Annotated in this window: 18 protein-coding genes; 10 read left to right on the plus strand and 8 right to left on the minus strand. The window is 72.1% G+C overall.

What is annotated here, in order from left to right; translation table 11 throughout:
- Window positions 1-17: 17 nt before the first annotated feature.
- Together AC0I8G_RS15105 and AC0I8G_RS15110 are read right to left on the minus strand one after the other, a co-directional pair.
- Window positions 18-1436 carry an amino acid permease gene (locus tag AC0I8G_RS15105; protein ID WP_471730641.1) on the minus strand — a complete coding sequence of 473 codons (1419 nt, stop codon included), beginning with the start codon at window positions 1434-1436 and terminating at the stop codon, window positions 18-20.
- 71 nt (window positions 1437-1507) lie between these two features.
- Window positions 1508-2608, minus strand: a complete 1101-nt coding sequence (locus AC0I8G_RS15110) for an SIS domain-containing protein (RefSeq protein WP_471730642.1) — start codon at window positions 2606-2608, stop codon at window positions 1508-1510.
- A gap of 240 nt (window positions 2609-2848) precedes the next feature.
- On the opposite strand from AC0I8G_RS15110, the gene AC0I8G_RS15115 reads away from it, so the two are divergent.
- Window positions 2849-3595 (plus strand): GntR family transcriptional regulator, encoded by a 747-nt coding sequence (locus AC0I8G_RS15115; RefSeq protein WP_471730643.1) that lies wholly within the window; start codon window positions 2849-2851, stop codon window positions 3593-3595.
- Window positions 3585-4367: a GntR family transcriptional regulator gene (locus tag AC0I8G_RS15120; protein WP_471730644.1), complete on the plus strand. Its 783-nt coding sequence runs from the start codon at window positions 3585-3587 to the stop codon at window positions 4365-4367. Before AC0I8G_RS15115 ends, AC0I8G_RS15120 begins: the two co-directional genes overlap by 11 nt.
- Window positions 4368-4434: 67 nt before the next feature.
- Here AC0I8G_RS15120 and AC0I8G_RS15125 read toward each other — a convergent pair whose 3' ends face one another.
- Entirely contained in the window at window positions 4435-4884 is a 450-nt protein-coding gene (locus tag AC0I8G_RS15125) for an Lrp/AsnC family transcriptional regulator (protein WP_380260538.1), read from the minus strand.
- Between the two features lie 173 nt (window positions 4885-5057).
- On the opposite strand from AC0I8G_RS15125, the gene ald reads away from it, so the two are divergent.
- Window positions 5058-6176 carry an alanine dehydrogenase gene (gene ald, locus AC0I8G_RS15130; protein ID WP_471730645.1) on the plus strand — a complete coding sequence of 373 codons (1119 nt, stop codon included), beginning with the start codon at window positions 5058-5060 and terminating at the stop codon, window positions 6174-6176.
- 9 nt (window positions 6177-6185) lie between these two features.
- Here ald and AC0I8G_RS15135 read toward each other — a convergent pair whose 3' ends face one another.
- Window positions 6186-7337: a glutamate--cysteine ligase gene (locus AC0I8G_RS15135; protein WP_471730646.1), complete on the minus strand. Its 1152-nt coding sequence runs from the start codon at window positions 7335-7337 to the stop codon at window positions 6186-6188.
- A gap of 64 nt (window positions 7338-7401) precedes the next feature.
- On the opposite strand from AC0I8G_RS15135, the gene AC0I8G_RS15140 reads away from it, so the two are divergent.
- Window positions 7402-8820: a dihydrolipoyl dehydrogenase family protein gene (locus tag AC0I8G_RS15140; protein ID WP_471730647.1), complete on the plus strand. Its 1419-nt coding sequence runs from the start codon at window positions 7402-7404 to the stop codon at window positions 8818-8820.
- A gap of 86 nt (window positions 8821-8906) precedes the next feature.
- Here AC0I8G_RS15140 and AC0I8G_RS15145 read toward each other — a convergent pair whose 3' ends face one another.
- Both AC0I8G_RS15145 and AC0I8G_RS15150 read right to left on the minus strand, forming a co-directional pair.
- Window positions 8907-9776 (minus strand): aminodeoxychorismate lyase, encoded by an 870-nt coding sequence (locus AC0I8G_RS15145; protein ID WP_471730648.1) that lies wholly within the window; start codon window positions 9774-9776, stop codon window positions 8907-8909.
- Window positions 9777-9807: 31 nt separating this feature from the next.
- On the minus strand, window positions 9808-10692 hold the full coding sequence (locus AC0I8G_RS15150) for a LysR family transcriptional regulator (protein ID WP_471730649.1): 885 nt from the start codon (window positions 10690-10692) through the stop codon (window positions 9808-9810).
- A gap of 95 nt (window positions 10693-10787) precedes the next feature.
- Here AC0I8G_RS15150 and AC0I8G_RS15155 point away from each other — a divergent pair, with 95 nt between their 5' ends.
- Together AC0I8G_RS15155 and AC0I8G_RS15160 are read left to right on the plus strand one after the other, a co-directional pair.
- On the plus strand, window positions 10788-11150 hold the full coding sequence (locus AC0I8G_RS15155) for a nuclear transport factor 2 family protein (protein WP_471730650.1): 363 nt from the start codon (window positions 10788-10790) through the stop codon (window positions 11148-11150).
- A 10-nt stretch (window positions 11151-11160) separates the two neighbouring features.
- Window positions 11161-11583: a MerR family transcriptional regulator gene (locus AC0I8G_RS15160; RefSeq protein ID WP_471730651.1), complete on the plus strand. Its 423-nt coding sequence runs from the start codon at window positions 11161-11163 to the stop codon at window positions 11581-11583.
- Here the strand turns inward: AC0I8G_RS15160 and AC0I8G_RS15165 are convergent.
- Complete coding sequence (locus AC0I8G_RS15165; protein ID WP_471730652.1) at window positions 11567-12688, minus strand: NAD(P)/FAD-dependent oxidoreductase; 1122 nt, start codon at window positions 12686-12688, stop codon at window positions 11567-11569. The genes AC0I8G_RS15160 and AC0I8G_RS15165 overlap by 17 nt on opposite strands.
- Before the next feature lie 214 nt (window positions 12689-12902).
- Here AC0I8G_RS15165 and AC0I8G_RS15170 point away from each other — a divergent pair, with 214 nt between their 5' ends.
- Together AC0I8G_RS15170 and AC0I8G_RS15175 are read left to right on the plus strand one after the other, a co-directional pair.
- Window positions 12903-13901 (plus strand): aldo/keto reductase, encoded by a 999-nt coding sequence (locus AC0I8G_RS15170; RefSeq protein ID WP_380260547.1) that lies wholly within the window; start codon window positions 12903-12905, stop codon window positions 13899-13901.
- A 15-nt stretch (window positions 13902-13916) separates the two neighbouring features.
- A complete protein-coding gene (locus AC0I8G_RS15175; protein ID WP_471730653.1) occupies window positions 13917-16376 on the plus strand; it encodes an excinuclease ABC subunit UvrA in 2460 nt (819 codons plus the stop codon).
- 8 nt (window positions 16377-16384) lie between these two features.
- On the opposite strand, the gene AC0I8G_RS15180 is transcribed toward AC0I8G_RS15175, so the two are convergent.
- Window positions 16385-17029 (minus strand): MBL fold metallo-hydrolase, encoded by a 645-nt coding sequence (locus AC0I8G_RS15180; protein WP_380260549.1) that lies wholly within the window; start codon window positions 17027-17029, stop codon window positions 16385-16387.
- Between the two features lie 124 nt (window positions 17030-17153).
- Between AC0I8G_RS15180 and AC0I8G_RS15185 the strand changes: the two genes are divergently transcribed.
- Window positions 17154-18644: an NCS1 family nucleobase:cation symporter-1 gene (locus tag AC0I8G_RS15185; RefSeq protein WP_471730654.1), complete on the plus strand. Its 1491-nt coding sequence runs from the start codon at window positions 17154-17156 to the stop codon at window positions 18642-18644.
- A complete protein-coding gene (locus tag AC0I8G_RS15190; protein ID WP_471730655.1) occupies window positions 18644-19411 on the plus strand; it encodes an aspartate/glutamate racemase family protein in 768 nt (255 codons plus the stop codon). Before AC0I8G_RS15185 ends, AC0I8G_RS15190 begins: the two co-directional genes overlap by 1 nt.
- Window positions 19412-19416 lie beyond the last annotated feature (5 nt).

Raw genomic sequence — 19416 nt, forward strand, 5'->3', positions numbered from 1 at the left:
GGGCACCGGTCGGGGGCTCACGCGTCCACCTGACCCAGGATGCGGGCGTCGCGGGCGTCCTGCGCCTGCCGGATCACGTCGGCGTTGACCCGGCGCCAACGGAAGTAGAAGGGGACGGCGGTGGCGAGGGCCACGAGTCCCGCCACGACCGACTCGGTCGGGGCGTCGAAGAACGTCGAGACCATGAGCACGACACTCGGGACGACGGCCAAGACGGCGGTGACGGGACCGAAGGGGGCCTTCCAGGTCGGCCGGTAGCTCGGACGGTGCCGCAGCTTGAACCAGGCGCAGAACAGGAGTGCGTTGCGCAGCAGGACGATGAGGGTGAACAGGCCCAGGAGTTGCTGGACCGAGGAGAACCACACGAGGGCGAGGGCCAGCCCCGACTGCCAGAGCATGGAGGTGGCGGGAGTGTTGTACTTCGGGTGGATCGCCGCCCACGAACGCCACCAGTAGCCCTCCTCGGCGGCCTTCATCTGCATGCGTGCCTGGAACATGATGAGGCTGGACAGCGATCCCACGACCACGACGACGGCCAGCACGGCGGCCAGGGTTCCTGCGTTCTCACCCACCCCGGGGAGTTGGGAGAAAGCAGTCGCCACCGGTGCCTCGGAGGACGCCAGGTCCTCGATGTCGACGAGGCCGACCGCCGCCGCGGCGAGCCCGGTGTAGAGGAGGGTGACCAGGACGACCGTGCCGATGAGAGCGATGGGCATGTTGCGCCGGGGGTTCTTGATCTCACCGGCCATGGTGACCGAGGTCTGCATCCCGTCGTAGGCCCACGTCGTGAGCGCCACGCCGGTGACGAGGGCGAGGAGGGGCCCCGAACTCGGTCCGTCGCCGCGCAGACCGTTGGACGGGTCGCTGTAGTTCGTCCCGTCGACGAAGAACAGACCGATGACGACGAGCACGACGAAGGGGAGGATCTTGGCGGCCGTGATGAAGTCCTGCCAGGCGGCCCCGGCCCTCTTGTGGCAGATGTGCAGCCACGTGAAGAACACGATGAGGGCGCACCCCACGAGCCGACCGGTGATCCCGTCCCAGCCGGTGAAGTAGGCGGCGTAGCTCACCACCGTCAAGGTCATGGTGGCGATGCCGACGGGATCCGTGGCCCAGTAGCACGACCAGGACATGAACATGCTGGGAAAGGACCAGCCCGCCTCGCGGAAGTACACGACCTGCCCACCGCTCTCGGTGTAGGCGGTCGAGAACTCGCAGTAGAGGAGGATCTGGGGAACCATGATGAGGCCGCCGACGAGGAAAGCGGCGACCGCCAGCCACGGCGTTCCTGCCGCACCGGCGACAGCGCCGACCGACGTGAAGATGCCCGAGCCGACCGTCGTACCCACGCCCAGGGCGAGGGCCGTGGTCAGGCCGAGGTTGCGCTGCAAGGTTCCACGGCCGGGTGGGGCCGCTGCGGATGGGGTGTCGGTCACGGATCTCTCCTTCGAGATGGGGTTTCGCGGCGCCGGCCGCGTTCGGGTCCCGGGGTTTCGCGCGGAAGCCGTCAGACGACTTCCTTGTCGACGTAGTTCTCGGTCTTGCCGCTGATGGCGGCTTCGAAGGGCACGAGCAGCGGGTGCTTGTGCCAGCGGTGCAGGCGGTCGGTCACCTCGTGGGCGAGGACCTGGAAGAACGGCAGCACGGCGGGTGCGGTGGCGCTGGGACTGGTCGCCGGGGCGGTCCGCACGTCGCGTCCTGGTCGGGCGTCCGCGCCGGGGTCGTCGGTGATGAGGTGCACCCGGTCGGTGACGATCTGGACGGCCCGGTGGAGTTCGCGGGCACGGCGCCACGAGGCGGCTCCCGTGGCCAGGAGGACCACCGTGTGCTGCGGAGTCAGCTGCAGGTGCGGTCCGTGGAGGAACTCCTCGAGTTCCACGCCGGAGGCCGGTACCTGGATCGTCTCGCCGAACTTCAGGGCACCCTCGCGGGCGACACCGAGGTCCGGTCCGGAACCGCAGACGACGACGGGTCCCATCGAGGTGAGGTCCTTGACGTGTTCGCGCAGGACGTCGTGGGTGGCTGCGAGGGTGGTCTCGAAGGTCTGCAGGTACTCTGGCAGGCTGTCGCGGAACGTGCGGTGGCCCGGAGCGGCGGATCCGAGGTGTTCGGCCGCGGTGTCCCCGACGAGGCAGAGGAAGGCGTGCAGGGCGCTGACCCCCTTGGTGGAGTACCCGACGCTCTCGGGGCCGACCCCGTAGTCCACGAGCACGTCGCAGTGGTCGGCGATGTCGCTGCCGGTGTCCCCCGTGACGCCGATCGCGGGACGACCGGAGGCGCGCACGGCGTCGAGAGCGTCCAGGACAGCACCGCTGTACCCGCTCTGGGAGATGCACACGACGAACTCGTCCGGCGGTAGTTCGGCTTCGTGCAGCACGAAGGAGTGCGGATCGGTGACGAGGACCTCGACGCCCAGGGCACGGCGGAGGTGCTGGCGGGCGCAGAGGGCGGCGTTCGCCGAGGACCCCGTGGCGACGATGCGCAGGACCCGGGGTCGTGCGGCCGCGGTGAGGGCCGTGACCAGGGGGCGCTCCACGTCTCCTGCAACCTGCGCCCGCAGGACGTCCGGGGTGTCCGCGACGTAGTCGAGCATCGTTCGTCTGCGCACTGGGGACTCCTCTGTCCGTGGGTGTCCGGGGTCGACTCCGCCGGTGGGGCGGCCCGCGGACGCGTCGAGCACGACGGTTCGCCGGGAGCGTCCGTCGTCGAGTAGATGGGTGCCCGCAAAAAGCGAGCCAATGAGAACGTAGCAGTCACGCCTCGTCGTGACTAGATGGCTGTGGTCGAAAATCGGACCACTGTGCGAGTGCGTTCAGAACGGTGATCGGAGTCGGCCTAGGCTGCAGGCGTGCAACGGCTCCCCGTCCGTCCGAGCGTCGCGGCGCAGGAGCGGCTCGAGGCCTTGATCGACCGTGAGGGTCTGCAGCCCGGGGACCGGTTGCCGACCGAACGCGAGCTCGCCGCCCGGTGGGGCGCGAGCCGGGCCGCCGTGCGCGCCGCGATCCGCCGCCTCGTCGACGCCGGCGCGATCCACAACGTCCAGGGGTCCGGCACCTACGTCTCCGTCCCGCGGGTCACCCGAGACCTGCGAGACCTGCGGTCCTTCGCCGAGGCAGCCGCCGGGCGCGCCTTCGCGACGCGCGTCCTGGGATGGGCGGTGTTCCCGGCCGCCCCGGACGTCGCCGACCGTCTCGACCTGCCGGCAGGGGCGCCTGTCCACCGGCTGCGTCGGCTCCGTCTCCTCGACGGCACCCCCGCGGCGATCGAGGAGTCGGTCCTGTCCCGCGAACGGTTTCCCGACCTGCCCGCCCGGTACGACCCGGAAGGGGGTTCCCTCTACCGGACGCTGAGAACCGGGTGGAACGTCGAGGTGGTCGGGGGGTACGAGCAGTTGTCCGTGGCCCCCCTGGACGCCGACGCGGCCGCGCTGCTGGAGTGCGGACCGGAAACGTCCGTGTTCGCGCTGGCCGGAGTCGCGCACGACGGAGAGGACCGGCCGGTGGAGACCTTCACGTCGCTCGTGCGGGCCGACCTCGTCCGGTTCGCGAGCGAACTCGGTGCCGTCGGGTCGGGAGGAGCCGGTCGTGACGGCTGAGCAGGGACCGCAGTACCTGGCCGTCCGACGGCTCGTCCGCCGTCGCATCGAGACCGGCCACTACCAACCCGGGGCGTTGCTGCCCCCCGTGGCCGAACTCGCCGCGGAAGCGCTCGTCAACCGACTGACGGTGCTCAAGGGACTGCAGGCGCTCGTGGAGGAAGGTCTGCTCAGGTCGGCTGCCGGTCGGGGGTTCTTCGTGGTCGGCGAGAAGGTCGCGCGCGAGCTGGAGACCCTGGACGGTTTCACCCGCGCCATGACCGACCGGGGAGCGCGGCCGTCCGTGCGGATCCTCGTCCACGGACTGCGCGCTGCCGGGCCGCGCTACGCCGACGTCTTCTCGATCGCCGAGGACGACGACCTCTGCCTCATCAAGCGCCTCTGCCTCGCGGGCGGGGAACCCTTCTCCCTGGAGGAGATCCTCTTCCCGGCGGACCTGCTCCCCCTCGCCGGTGATCTCGACCTCGGGGTGTTCTCCCTCTACGAGCTGTTCAGCTTCTACGGCGTGCAGCTGAGCCGGGCGTGGCAGACGCTCGACCTCGCCGTCCTGGACCAGAAGGACGCCCGCGTGCTCGACGTCGACGTGGCTTCGCCCGTCATGGCCTTCACGTGCACGAGCCGGGACACCGACGGTCGTGTCGTCGAGTTCACCCGGACGTTCACCCGCCCCGACCGGGCGACCTTCGTCGTGCCCTTCGGGGCCGGGTCGTTGCGGACGGCGCCCCGCGAGCTGCACGACCACCGCTGGGCCCCGGGCACCGTGCCCGGCTGAAGCACCTGTCAGCCGTTCTCACCTGTGCGTCCAGCCGCGTCCTGTCGCGAGTCGTGCGGGGCCGGGCTCAGCCGCGCCCCACCCCGCGGGTGTGCTCGAAGATCAGGCTCGTCTCGGTGAGGCCCACGTCGGCGTCGTGGGAGAGGTGCTCGGCGACGAAGTCGCGCAGGGCCGCGGTGCTCTCCACCGCCACGTGCAGCAGGTAGTCGTCGGCCCCGGCGACGAAGTAGACGTCGAGGACCTCGGGACGCCGCCGCATCCGGGCCACGAAGGGCCCCATGCTGCCGCGGGCGTGCGCGGCGAGCTTCACGGCGATCATCGCCTGCAGGTCGAGCCCGAGGGCCGCGGGGTCGACGTCGGCGTGGAAACCCCGGATGACCCCCGACTCGCGCAGCGCCCGGACCCGCAGCAGGCAGGTCGAGGCGGCGATCCCCACCTGCTGGGCCAGCGCCGCGTTGGTGGTGCGGGCGTCCTCGGCCAGGACGCGCAGGATCGCGCGGTCGACGGGGTCCACCACCCGCTGCAGCTTCTTCGGCGACGGCAGGTTGAGGGGGCGGTCTGTCGAAGGATCTACCACGAACCGACCCTCCCACGAATCTCCTGCAGGTTGCTTGCCGTCCCCTCGAACCCTCTTCACCCTGGACGGAGAGCGACCGACCCGTCACCACCGACTGACCTGAGGAGAGCACCATGCGCATCGGCGTCCCCCGTGAGGTGAAGAACCGCGAGTACCGCGTGGCGCTGACCCCGGCCGGGGTCCACGAACTCGTCGGTCACGGCCACGAGGTCCTCGTCGAGGCCGGCGCCGGCCTCGGCAGCTCCCTGCCCGACCAGGACTACGAGGCCGCGGGTGCGAAGGTCCTCGCCGACGTCGACGAGGTCTGGGGCGGTGCCGACCTGCTGCTCAAGGTCAAGGAGCCCATCGCGCAGGAGTACCACCGCCTCCGCGCCGACCAGGTGCTGTTCACCTACCTCCACCTCGCGGCCTCCCGGGAGTGCACCGACGCGCTGCTCGCGTCCGGCACCACCGCGATCGCCTACGAGACGGTCCAGCTCGCCGACCGTTCGCTGCCGCTGCTCGCCCCCATGAGCGAGGTCGCCGGCCGCCTCGCGCCGCAGGTGGGCGCCTACTCGTTGATGCGCGCCGCCGGTGGCCGGGGCGTGCTCATGGGCGGTGTCCCCGGCGTCCGTGGGGCCGACGTCGTCGTCATCGGCGCCGGTGTCTCCGGTCAGAACGCCGCGCAGATCGCGCTGGGCATGGGCGCCGAGGTGACCGTGCTCGACCTGTCGCTGCCCAAGCTGCGCGAGGTCGACGCCCGCTTCGGGGGTGCGGTCCGCACCATCGTCTCGAACTCCTACGAACTCGCCCGCGCCGTGCGGGCCGCGGACCTGGTCATCGGTGCGGTGCTGGTCCCCGGCGCGAAGGCGCCGAAACTCGTCAGCAACGACCTCGTCGCGCAGATGCGTCCCGGGTCTGTCCTCGTCGACATCGCCATCGACCAGGGCGGCTGCTTCGAGGACTCCCGCCCCACCACCCACGACGACCCGACGTTCACCGTGCACGGGTCGGTGTTCTACTGCGTCGCCAACATGCCGGGTGCCGTCCCGCACACGTCGACGTACGCCCTGACGAACGCGACGCTGCCCTACGTCGTGAAGCTCGCGGACGCGGGATGGAAGGCTGCGCTCGGTGCCGACGTCGCGCTCGCCGGTGGGCTCTCGACCCATGCCGGTTCACTCGCCAACGCCGAAGTCGCTGCGGCGCACGGTCTCTCGGCGATCACGGTGACCGAGGCGCTGGCGGGCTGACGCCCCCCGTCAGGCCTCGTGCATCTCCCGCACGAGGGAGTCGACGACGTCGTGCAACGGGTTCTCGGCGCCCCGCTCGCAGGCCTCCGCGAACGTGCGGCGCTGCCGCTGGTAGCTCGCGCCGCGGCGGGGGACCTCCGCGACCAGGGCGAGGTCGTCGGCGCACCCCAGCCGCCGGGCGACGGGTTCCAGGCGGTTCAGCCAGTCCGTGAGGTCGTCGGTGACGAGTCGTTCGCGGCCCGCACCGTCGACGATGATCTCGGCGTCGAGGCCGTAGCGGGAGGCGCGCCACTTGTTCTCCTGGACGTGCCACGGCGGCATCGTCGGCAGTTCCTCACCGGCCTCGAGCCGGTCGTCGAGGTGCACGACGAGGCAGTGGATGAGCGCGGTCACGGCCCGCAGTTCCCGCATCGTCGGGGTCCCGTCGCAGACCCGGACCTCGATCGTGCCGAACTTCGGGGAGGGGCGGATGTCCCAGCGCACGTCGGAGAGGCCGTCGATGACGCCGGTCACCAGCATGTCGTCGACGTAGGTCTCGAACTCGCCCCAGGCGCCGAACTGGAACGGCAGCCCCGCCGTCGGCAGCTGCTGGAACATCTGCGCGCGGTTGCTGGCGTAGCCGGTGTCGAAGCCCGTCCAGTACGGAGAACTCGCGGACAGGGCCTGCAGGTGCGGGTAGTGGTTCAGCAGGGTGTTGAGGATCGGCAGGACCTTGTGCACCGAGTTGACCCCGACGTGCACGTGGACGCCCCAGATGAGCATCTGGCGGCCCCACCACTGGGTGCGTTCCAGCAGTTCCGCGTAGCGCTCGTCGGGGGTGACCTGCTGCTCGTCCCAGCGCGCGAAGGGGTGGGTCCCCGCGCACATCAGCTCCAGGCCCAGCGGATCGCTCACCCGGCGGATGGCCGCGATGGAACCCGAGAGGTCCTCGACGACGTCCCCGACGGTGTCGCAGACGCCGGTGACGATCTCGAGGGTGTTGCGCAGCAGTTCCTTGGTGATCCGCGGCCCCGTCGGGGAGTCCTCGCGGTCGACCGCGTCCAGCACCTCCGAGGCCCGGGAGGCGAGGTCGCGCGAGGACCGGTCGACGAGCACCATCTCCCACTCGACGCCCAGCGTCGGGCGGGGGGAGGCGTTGAACTCCACGTCACGTCGACCCACGCGACGATCACACCACACCGGGGCCCCTGTCGCCGCACGACGGGCTTGCCCTAGCGTCGCGAGCGTGAGCACTCAGCGAGAGGTCGACGTCGTGGTCATCGGAGCCGGGGCGGTGGGCGAGAACGTCGCCGACCGGGCCGGGCGGACGGGGCTGGACGTCGTGGTGGTGGAGAAGGAGCTCGTCGGTGGCGAGTGCTCGTACTGGGCGTGCATGCCGTCGAAGGCGTTGCTGCGTTCCGGGCAGGCCCTCGCCGCGGCGCAGCGGCTGAAGGGCGCGGCCGAGGCCGTGACCGGGTCGCTGGACGCGGCGAAGGTCCTGGAACGCCGCGACGGCTTCACCAGCGGCTGGGACGACAGCAGTCAGGCGACGTGGCTGGACTCCGCGGGACTCGGTCTGGTGCGGGGGACCGCGCGGCTGACCGGGACGCGGACGGTCTCCGTCGAGACGGCCGAGGGAACGGTGGAGCTGACCGCCCGTCAGGCCGTCGTGGTGTCGACCGGCTCCGTGCCCGTCCTCCCCGACGTCCCGGGGCTCGCGGACTCCCGGGTCTGGACGAGCCGGGAGGCGACGAGCGCGAAGAGCGTGCCCGCGCGCCTCGCCGTGATCGGTGGCGGCGTCGTGGGCTGCGAACTCGCGCAGGCCTGGGCGCGTCTGGGGTCGCAGGTCACCCTCCTCGTGCGCTCCGGGCTGCTGGCCGGGCAGGAGGACTTCGCCGGCGAGATGGTCGCGGAGGCGTTGCGCGCCGACGGGATCGACGTCCGCACGGGCGCGGAACTCGCACGGGTCTCCCGGGACGACAGCGGCGTGCACGTGACCCTGGGCGACGGTTCGACCGTCGACGCCGACGAGTTCCTCGTCGCCACCGGACGTCGCCCCGCGACCAGCGGCATCGGGCTGGAGACCGTCGGGCTGCAGGACGGCGGATCCCTCGAGGTCGACGACACCGGGCTCGTCGCCGGGGTCGAGGGCTCCTGGCTGTACGCGACGGGCGACGTGTCCGGTCGGGTGAAGCTCACCCACCAGGGCAAGTACGACGCCCGCGCCACCGGCGACGCCATCGCCGCCCGGGCCGCCGGGCCGATCGAGACGCCCCCGTGGTCGCGCTACACCGCGACGGCCGACCACCACGCCGTCCCGCAGGTCGTGTTCACCGACCCCGAGGTCGCGCAGGTCGGGTTGACCGCCGCCCAGGCCCGCGAGAAGGGCCTCGACGTCAAGGTCGTCGACTACGACCTCGGCAACGTCGCGGGCGCCTCCCTCGTCGCCGACGGCTACGTCGGGAAGGCGCGGATGGTCGTCGACGAGCAGCGCACGGTGATCGTCGGCGTGACGTTCGTCGGGCAGGACGTCGCCGAACTGCTCCACTCGGCCACGGTCGCGATCGTCGGCGAGGTGCCGTTGGAGCGGCTCTGGCACGCCGTCCCCAGCTACCCCACGATGAGCGAGGTCTGGCTGCGGTTGCTGGAGACCTACGGCCTGTAGTCGTCCTGTGGCCGCGGTTTCGGGTCGTGGTCACCACACGCCACTAGGTTCGGCGCGTGGTGACCACGACCCACAACCCCGGCGGCTCAGTCGTGGACGGTCAGCAGGTGCTGCAGCAGTTCGGCGGAGAGCACGACGTCGACGGGGCGGGGGGTCCCGTCGACGCTGCGCACGGGGGCGCTGAGGCGGCCGCTGGAGACCAGCCACAGCGCGTCGGCGGAGTGCAGGTCCGCCAGCGCGAGCTGGCCGATCTCGGCGCGGTCGCCACGGCCCCGGGCGAAGTCGAAGGCGCGGCCCTGGGTCGTCCCCTCGAGGATGCCGAGTTCCGGTGGCGTCGTGACCCAGCGGTCGCCGAAGACGGCGACGACGGTCGAGTTCGGGCCCTCGAGGACCTCGCCGTCGGAGGACAGGAACACGACGTCGTGGGCGCCCCAGGCGCGGGCGTGGCGCAGCGCGGCCATGTTCAGCGCGTAGGACAACGTCTTGGCTCCCTGCAACAGCCAGGGCGCCCGCGTCATCACGTCGCTGGGGTAGGCGCGTTCCAGGGCCAGGACGTCGATGCCCTCGACCCGTTCGCGGGTGTGGTCGGCGGCGACGAAGGCGTGCACCCATCCGGTGGGGACACCGCTGCCCTCGACCCCGCGGGTCATGATCAGCTTGACCAGCAGTTCGGGCACCGGGTCGTGCGCGGCCACGGCCTGCTTCAGCGCGACGGCCCACGCGGTCGCGTCGGGGGCGGGGAGGTCGACCATCGCGGCAGAGCGCGCGAACCGGTCGAGGTGGTGGCGCAGGCTCTGCGCGACGCCACCGACGACGTTCACCGATTCGAAGATCCCGTCGCCGCGGGTGGCCCCGAGGTCGTCGACGCGCAGGTGCGGGGCGGTCGGGTCGGCCGGCGCGAACGTCGTCGTGCCGTCGGGACCGGTCGACATCAGGAACAGGACGGGACTGGACACGTCACCATCCTGCCCGCCGGCGGCCGGGCCGTCAGCCGTGGGTGGTGCGCGTCACGAGCCGGGTGAACGCGCGCGTCGCGGGGGAGGGGTTCTCCCGCCGCCAGAGCACCTGCACCCGGCCCACCAGCCCCGGCCGCACGATCCGCAGCGGGTGGACGGTGCCTCCCGTGGAGGAGTCGGCGAACGAGGCGGGGACGAGGGCCACGCCCAGCCCCTGAGCCGCCAGGGACGCGAGCAGGACGGGTGAGTTCGCCTCCAGGGCGACCCGGTACGTCAGGCCCTGGGCGGCGCAGGTCCCCTCCAACACGGTGCGCAGACCCCCGCCGGGCGGGACCGACAGCAACGGTTCCCCGCACAGTTCGGCGAGGGTCACCGTGCGACGGCGGGCCCACCGGTGGTCCGCGGCCACCAGCGCGGCGAGGGGTTCGTGGGCGACGGTGACCCCGGTCAGGTCGTCGAACTCGCGGTCCGCGGTCGCCGTCCACACCACGTCGAGCGTCCCCTCCCGCACCGCGACGAGCAGGTTCGCGGCGTCGTCCTCGGTCACCCGCAGTTCGACGGCGGGGGCGAGGTCGCGGAACTCCCGCAGGAGGGCGGGCATCTGCATCCCGCTGCTGGAGAGCAGCATCCCGACCCGCAGCGTCCCGCGCAGCAACCCGGCGAGCGCGGCGACGTCGTCGGCCACCGCGGCCGCCGAGGCCAGTGCCGCCCGGGCGTGCGGGAGCGCAGCCTGCCCCGCGGCGGTGAGGGTCGCGCCGCGGGCGTGGCGTTCGAACAACGCCTGTCCCAGTTCGCGTTCGAGGTTGCGGACCTGGGCGCTGACCCCGGGTTGGGCGACCCGCAGCTTCGCCGCGGCCCGGGTGAAACCCCCTGCGTCGACGACGGCGACGAAGTGTTCCAGCGCCCTCAGCTCCATCACCGCATCGTATGGCAGCGGTTACGAACCGGTCTTGGACTTCTGGCTCGAGCCGGAGCAGGCTCGGAGGACCAGGACGACGAGAGGAGATCACGATGACCACCGCAGGGGCCACCGCACGTGAGCACGCCGAGGACTACTTCCGCGGCTGGAACGCCGGGGACGCCGACGCCCTGCGCGGCCTGTTCGACCCGCAGGTGTCCTTCCGGGGACCGATTGGCGCCGCGGACGGACCCGACGAGTGCGTCGCCGGGCTGCTCGGCATGCGCCGGGGCTTCCTCGAGGAGGTCGTGGTGGAGAAGCTGCTGGTCGACGGCGACGAGGTCGTCACGTGGTTCGAGATGCGGACCCGCCTCGACGGCGTCGATCCGTTCCCCGTGGTGAACCGGATGCACGTCGGCCCGGACGGCATCGACCGCATCCGGGTCGTCTTCGACCCGCGCCCCCTGCTGGGGTGACACTCCTGCGGTGAGCACCACCGACGAACGCGCCGGGCTGAGCATCGCCGAGGCGGCCGAACGGCTGGGTCTGAGCACCCACGCGCTGCGCTACTACGAGACCGAGGGGTTGCTCGTGGGGACGCCCGCCCGGACCAGCGCGGGCCGGCGCCGCTACGAAGAGGCCGACCTGCGCTGGATCGTGATGGTCCAGCGGCTGCGCGCCACCGGGATGCCCGTGCGCGAGGTCCGCGAGTACGCCGAGCTGTGCCGGGCGGGGGCGGGGAACGAGCAGGCGCGGTTGCAGGTCCTGCGCGCCCACCGCGAACGCGTCCTGTCCCAGCTCGAGGAGGTCACGCACCACCTCGGCGCGATCACGGCCAAGATCGACCTCTACGAGGCCGGGCCGTCGACCGCGCCGGGCGACCCCTCGAGCCTCAGGCCCCCGGGGTGAAACGCGCCGGACGGAACGACGCCAGGAGGGGGTGCGCCGTCCCGGTGAGCACCTCGCGCGCGGTGAACTCGCCCAGCACCAGCCCGAGGGTCGCACCGCTGTGGGTGAACAGGACGTGCAGTCCGGCGATCCCGTCGACGGGGCCGACGACGGGTTCACCGTCGCCGGGGATCGGCTTCGGCCCCACGCCGTGACCGGCGAGCTCCAGGGACGGGTTCCCGGCGAGGACGCGGGAGGCCTCGGCCAGCAGCCCCGCCAGGGTGCTCTCCTTCACCTCGTAGTCACCCTCGCCGTGGACGACGACCTCCTGCTCCGACCAGCCGGAGTCGAGCACCAGGGTGCCGGACGGGGCGGGGCGGACCGCGACCCGCGGTGTGTTCAGCACCGCGCGCAGCGCCACGTCGACGGGCTTCGTCCGCAGCAGCAGCGAGACGGGGGTGTCCTCGGGGACGGTGACGCCGAGCTCGGCGAGGTCGCGGGGAACCCACGGGCCGGTCGCGAGCACGACGGCGTCAGCGGCGAAAGTGGCGCCGGAGTCCGTGCGGACGCCCGTCACCCGGCCGTTCTCCACGACGGGGTGGGCGCGTCCGACCCCGGTGTGCAGACGCCCACCCGCGGCCCGCAACCGCGCGAGCAGTTCGTCCACGGCGAGCGGCAGGTCCACCCAGCCCTCACCGGGGTTGAACACCGCGCCCTCGGCGGCGACCGCGGCCGGGTCGACGCCCGGCGTCCAGGCGGCGACCTCGTCGGGGGCGAGCCAGAGCGAGTCGTAGCCGATGGAGAGTTCGTGGGCGTGGCGCTCGCGGTAGCTCTGCCCCGCAGGGGCCCAGGTCAGCCCGCCGTCGAAGCGGACCGCCCGCTGCAGGTCCGCGCGGTGGGCGAAGGTGCGCCAGCGGTCGATCGCGACGGTGCGGAGCAGGTGGTACGCGTCGCTGCGGGCACCGGCGGAGTTCAGCCAGGACAACGAGCGGCCGGAGGCCCCGGAGGCGACGTCGCCCTCGGTGACGAGGTCCACGGAGGCACCCGAGCGGGCCAGGTGGGCGGCGGTGGAGGCGCCGAGGATGCCGGCGCCGACGACGACGACACGGGCGGTGGAGACGGTCATGGGTGCTCTCTTCCGGACGGAGTGGATCAGTCGGCCGCGCGGAGGCGGAGCGGAGTGTGCTTCGGGCCAGTCAACCCCTTCCGCCACCGCCGCGTGGAACCCGGAGACCACTGCACGACCCGATCCGCACCCCAGCGTCGGGAACCCACCGCGTCCTCCGCGGCCGGTCACCCCGGCTTGACTTCGAGCGCGCTCGAAGTCGCAGGGTGGGGCCATGAGCTACCCCCGACGCACCCTCGGCAGCACGGCCAACGGCACCGAGCTCACGGTCTCGGCCCAGGGCCTGGGCTGCATGGGCATGAGCGAGTTCTACGGGCCCGGTGACGAGGCGGAGTCCCTCGCCACGATCGGCGCGGCGCTCGACGCCGGTGTCACGTTCCTCGACACGGCCGACATGTACGGCCCGTTCACCAACGAGGAGCTCGTCGGCAGGGCCATCGCGGGACGGCGCGAGGAGGTGGTGCTCGCGACGAAGTTCGGCAACGAACGCCGCGCCGACGGCTCCCGCGCCGTCAACGGCCGGCCCGAGTACGTCCGCGCCGCCTGCGACGCGAGCCTGGAACGCCTCGGCGTCGACCACATCGACCTCTACTACCAGCACCGCGTCGACACGGCCGTTCCCGTCGAGGAGACCTGGGGGGCGATGGCCGAACTCGTGGCGGCCGGCAAGGTCCGCCGCCTCGGCATCAGCGAGGCTGCGCCGGAGACGATCCGGCGCGCGCACGCCACCCACCCGGTCACCGCGCTGCAGACCGAGTGGTCGCTGTGGACGCGCGAGGTCGAGGAGGACGGCGTACTGGCCACCGTGCGGGAACTGGGCATCGGTTTCGTCGCGTACTCCCCGCTGGGTCGTGGGTTCCTCTCCGGGGCGATCCGCAGCGTCGACGACCTCGCCCCCGACGACTTCCGCCGCCACAACCCGCGGTTCCAGGGGGAGAACTTCGACAAGAACCTCGCCCTCGTCGACGAGGTGCGCGCCCTGGCGACGGCCAAGGGGGTGAGCGCCGGCCAGGTCGCGCTGGCCTGGTTGTCGGCCAAGGGGCCCGACGTCGTCCCGATCCCCGGCACCAAACGGCGCAGCTACCTGGCCGAGAACATCGCCGCGGTCGAGGTGGAGCTCACGGCGGAGGACCTGGCGGCCCTCGACGCGGTCCTGCCGGTGGGGGCCGGGGCGGGTGAGCGCTACCCGGACATGTCGTCCGTGCGCCGCTGACCCTACGGTGGTGGGGTGCACCTCCACGCCCCCGGGGACGACCTCATCCGGGTCCGCGGCGCCCGCGACCACAACCTGCGCGACGTCGACGTCGACCTGCCCCGTGGTGCGGTCGTCGCGTTCACCGGGGTGTCGGGTTCGGGGAAGTCGTCGTTGGCCTTCGGCACGATCTACGCCGAGGCGCAGCGGCGCTACCTCGAGTCCGTCGCGCCGTACGCCCGGCGCCTCATCCAGCAGGTCGCGGCGCCGCACGTCGACTCCGTGACCGGTGTCCCGCCGGCGGTCGCCCTGCAGCAGAACCGGTCCGGGTCGTCGTCACGTTCCACCGTGGGCACGGTCACGACGTTGTCGAACTCGTTGCGGATGCTGCTGTCGCGGGCCGGTGACTACCCGGCGGGTGCGCCCCGGCTCGACTCCGACGCGTTCTCACCCAACACCCCGGTGGGGGCCTGCCCGCGCTGTCACGGGGTCGGCACGGAGTTCTCGGTCACCGAGGAGTCCGTCGTCCCCGACCCGTCCCTGAGCATCCGGGACGGGGCGATCGCCGCGTGGCCGCGGGCGTGGCAGGGCAAGAACTTCCGGGACGTCCTCGCGACCCTCGGCCACGACGTCGACGCCCCCTGGCGCGACCTGCCCCGCGCGGACCGCGACTGGATCCTCTTCACCGACGAGAAACCCGTCGTGACGGTGCACCCCGTGCGCGAGGCGCACCGCATCCAGCGTCCCTACCAGGGCACCTGGACCAGCGTGCGCGACCACGTCATGCACACCTTCGCGACGACCGGGTCGTCGAGCACGAAGGAACGGCTGCGGGGTTTCCTGCAGGCCACCCCGTGCCCGGCGTGCGGTGGTCGCCGGTTGCGGCCCGAGGCGCTGGCGGTGACCTTCGCGGGGCACGACGTCGTCGAGCTGGCCGGGTTGCCGGTGCGGCGCCTCGTCGAGGCCCTCGGTGGCGCCGACGTCCCCGCCGACGGGCCGGCGCACGTCATCGTGCGTGACCTGCTCGCCCGCGCCGCCGCCGTGGTCGACCTGGGTCTGGGCTACCTCGCCCTGGACCGCACGGTGCCGACCCTCTCCACCGGGGAGCTGCAGCGGTTGCGGCTCGCCACGCAACTGCGGTCGGGGTTGTTCGGCGTGGTCTACGTCCTGGACGAACCCTCGGCGGGGTTGCACCCGGCGGACACCGTCGCGCTGCTGGACGTCCTCGCCGGCCTGCGCGACGCCGGGAACAGCGTGCTCGTCGTCGAGCACGACATGGCCGTCGTCCGCTCGGCCGACTGGCTCGTCGACGTGGGGCCCGGGGCGGGGACGGCCGGTGGCCAGGTCCTGCACTCCGGCCCGGTCACGGGTCTGCAGGACGTCGCGGAGTCGGTGACCCGGGAGTTCCTGGCCCCGGGGTTCCGTCCGGGGCTGCGGAGGCCCGCGAGGACCCCGACGGGATGGCTCGGCCTCACCGGGGCCTCGTCGCACACCGTCCGGGACCTCGACGTCGACCTCCCGCTGGGGGTACTCACCGCGGTGTCGGGGGTGTCCGGGGCGGGGAAGTCGACGTTGGCGGGGATCGTCGCCGACGTCGTCACGGACCACCTGGGGAGCGAGGAGCCCGACGAGTCCGACGAGTCCGACGAGGCGGACGAGGCGGACGGACCGACGGGGGAGCGCCCCGTCGTGCGCGGCGCCACCGGCCTCGACGGGGTCACCCGCCTCGTGCGGGTCGACCAGCGGCCCATCGGGCGCACCCCGCGCTCGAACCTCGCCACGTACACGGGGTTGTTCGACGCCGTCCGCGAGGCCTTCGCCCGTGAACCCGAGGCGAGGCGCCGCCGGTGGACGGCGAGCCGGTTCTCGTTCAACGTCGCCGCCGGCCGCTGTCCCACCTGCAAGGGAGAGGGGGCGCTGTCGGTGGAGCTGCTGTTCCTGCCCGGGACGTGGTCGCCCTGCCCGGACTGCCACGGCACCCGCTACGCGCCGGAGACCCTGGAGATCACCCACCGCGGCCTCACCGTCGCCGACGTCCTCGCCCTGACCGTCGACGAGGCCTGCGCGGCGCTCGACGACCTCCCCGTCGCGCTGCGCGGTCTGAACGCGCTGCGCGACATCGGGTTGGGCTACCTGCGCCTGGGTCAACCCGCGACCGAACTCTCCGGTGGGGAGGCCCAGCGCATCAAGCTCGCGACGGAACTGCAGCGCACCAGCGTGGCGGGGACGCTCTACCTGCTGGACGAACCCACCACCGGCCTGCACCCCGCGGACGTCGAGCGCCTGCTGCGGCTGCTGCACGGACTCGTCGACGCGGGCAGCACCGTCCTCGTGGTGGAGCACGACGCCGCGGTGCTGCTCGGCGCCGACTGGCTGGTCGACCTCGGCCCCGGCGGCGGTGAGGACGGTGGCCGCGTGGTCGCGCAGGGGACTCCGGCCGACGTGCTGGCGGCGGGCGTCGGCGCCACCGCCCACCACCTGCGCACGATCGGGTGAGCGGGTGATCAGAAGGTGAGCGGCGTGGTGCCCTCGGTCTCGCGGACGGCGAGACCGCCCAGGGTGCGGACGTGGCCGGCGTAGGTGGCGCGGCCGGGCGGCGCGAGCAACGCGTCGTGGATGAGCAGGCCCTCGCGCGCGCCGACGGCGCGGACGAAGTCGACGGTCTCCTTCGACGCGGCCCACGGGGCGTTCAGGGGGACGGCGAGCACGTCGACGCCGTCGGGGACCGCCTCGTAGGAGTCGCCGGGGTGGAAGAGCGTCGGTTCCCCCTCGGCCGTGAAGACCAGGCCGACGTTGCCGATGCGGGCGATGTCGGCGTGGATGACGGCGTGCCGCCCGCCGACCGCGGTCACCGTGACGCCCGCGACGACCACGGAGTCCCCGGGGTGCAGGGGCGAGGCCCGCAGGCCCGACTCGGTGAGCGAGGCCGCCGTCGACGGTTCCGCGTGCAGCACCGCGGCGTCGTTGCTGTCGAGCAGCGACGGCAGGCGCTCGACGTCGACGTGGTCGGGGTGGGCGTGGGTGACGAGGACGGCGTCGAGGTCCTCGAGCTCCTCGAAACCGTGGCTGTAGGTGCCGGGGTCCACCAGGATCCGGGCGGCACCGGTCTCGACGAGCAGGCACGAGTGGCCGAAGTGCGTGACGCGCATGGTCACGGAATATATCCGCGAGGTTACAAGCGCGAAACCTGAGGTCAATAGCGTTCTTCCAGCGCCGGTCCCGCCGGTGCGCCCGAGACGGGCCCCGGATGCACCACGAAGCGCAGGAGCTGCCATGACCGAGGTGACGCGAGCCGAGGTGGAACTCACCGGCCATTCGCACGCAGCAGGGGTCGGCCTCGTCAAGGACGGGTACCACCCGCGCCTGACGAACTCCGACCTCGCACCGCTGAAGCAGCAGAACTGGCGGTCCTACAACTTCTTCGCGTTCTGGATGTCCGACGTGCACAGCGTCGGTGGGTACGTGACCGCCGGCAGCCTGTTCGCCCTCGGGCTCGCCGCCTGGCAGGTGCTCATCTCGCTGCTGGTCGGCATCGTCATCGTGTACTTCCTCTGCAACCTCGTCGCGAAACCCAGCCAGGCGACCGGGGTCCCCTACCCCGTGGTCTCCCGGGTGACGTTCGGGGTGCTGGGCGCCAACGTCCCGGCCGTGATCCGCGGCCTCATCGCAGTGGCCTGGTACGGCATCCAGACCTTCCTGGCCTCCAACGCGCTCGTGCTGCTCGTGCTGAAGATCGACCCCGACCTCGCACCCTGGGCCGACAAGGCGCAGCACGGGTTCGTGGGTCTCAGCACGATCGGCTGGGCCGCGTTCGGCGTCATGTGGGTCCTGCAGGCGCTGGTGTTCTGGCGCGGCATGGAGGCGATCCGCAAGTTCATCGACTTCTGCGGTCCGGCCGTCTACGTCGTGATGTTCGCCCTCGCCGCCTACCTGGTGACCGAGGCGGGCCCGTCGAACATCTCGCTGAACCTGGGCAACGTGACCCACCACGGCATCGGTGCGGTCGGCATGATGATCTCCGCGGTCGCCCTCGTCGTGTCGTACTTCTCCGGACCGATGCTGAACTACGGCGACTTCGCGCGCTACGGGACGTCGATGGCCGCGGTCAAGCGGGGGAACTTCCTCGGCCTGCCGGTGAACTTCCTCGTGTTCGCCGTCCTCTGCGTCGTCACGGCCTCGGCGACGGTCCCCGTCTACGGCGAGCTCATCACCGACCCGGTCGCCACGGTCTACCGCCTCGACAACCTCACCGTCGCGGTCCTGGGCTGCCTGACCTTCATCATCGCGACCATCGGCATCAACATCGTCGCGAACTTCGTCTCGCCCGCGTTCGACTTCTCGCACGTCTCGCCGCAGAAGATCTCCTGGCGCACCGGCGGCATGATCGCCGCCGTCGGTTCCGTCCTCATCACCCCGTGGAACCTCTACAGCACCGACGGGATGATCCACTACACGCTCGACACGCTGGGCGCGTTCATCGGGCCGCTGTACGGGGTCCTCATCGCCGACTACTACCTGGTGAAGAAGCAGCAGGTGGAGGTCGACGACCTGTTCACGATGAACCCCGACGGGGCCTACCACTACACCAAGGGCTGGAACCCGGTCGCGGTCGCGGCGACCGCGGTGGCCGCGGTCATCGGCATCGGCATCGTGTTCTTCACCAACCCGACCGCCGCCTCGTTCAGCTGGTTCATCGGGGCCGCGATCTCGTTCCTGCTCTACCTGGCCCTGAAGAACTCCATCCCGAGCCGGGAAACCGTCTGATGCCCACGATCCTGGTCGTCAACGTCAACACCTCCGAGGCGGTGACCGAGGTCATCCGGCGCTCCGCGCAGGCCGCGGTCTCGGCGACGACCAGGGTCGTGGCGCTCACCCCGACCTTCGGCCCGGCCTCGGTCGAGTCGAACTACGAGAGCTACCTCTCCGCGGTCGGCGTCCTCGACGCCGTCCAGAACCACGACGGGGAGTTCGACGCCGTCGTCCACGCGGGGTTCGGCGAGGTCGGTCGCGAGGCGTTGCAGGACGTCCTGGACGTGCCCGTCGTCGACATCACCGAGGCCGCCGCGCACACCGCGTGCCTGCTCGGCCGCACCTACGGGGTCGTCACCTCGCTGGACCGGGCCGCCCCCGCCATCCACGACCGGTTGCTGCTCGCCGGCCTCGCAGGGCGCTGCGTCGGCATCCGCAGCGTCGACCTGCCCGTCCTGGAACTCGAGGCGAACCCCGAGGTCACCGCCAAAGGTTTCGTCGAGCAGGCCCGCCGCCTCGTCGAGGAGGACGGCGCCGAGGTCGTCCTGCTCGGCTGCGCGGGGATGTCCGGCGTCCACGAGACCGTCACCGCCGCGCTGGCCGTTCCGGTCGTCGACGGGGTCGCCGCCGGTGCCCGCCTCGCCGAATCGCTGATCGCCCTGGGGCTGTCCACCTCCAAGGCCCGCAGCTACGCTCCGCCCCGGGCCGAGGACGTGCGGGGATGGCCCCTGCGCGGGGGCCCGGGCGCGGGAGGTCGGTCGTCGGGTGGTCCGGTCCGCTAGGAGCG

The organism is Kineococcus sp. AC630 (genome assembly GCF_979255925.1).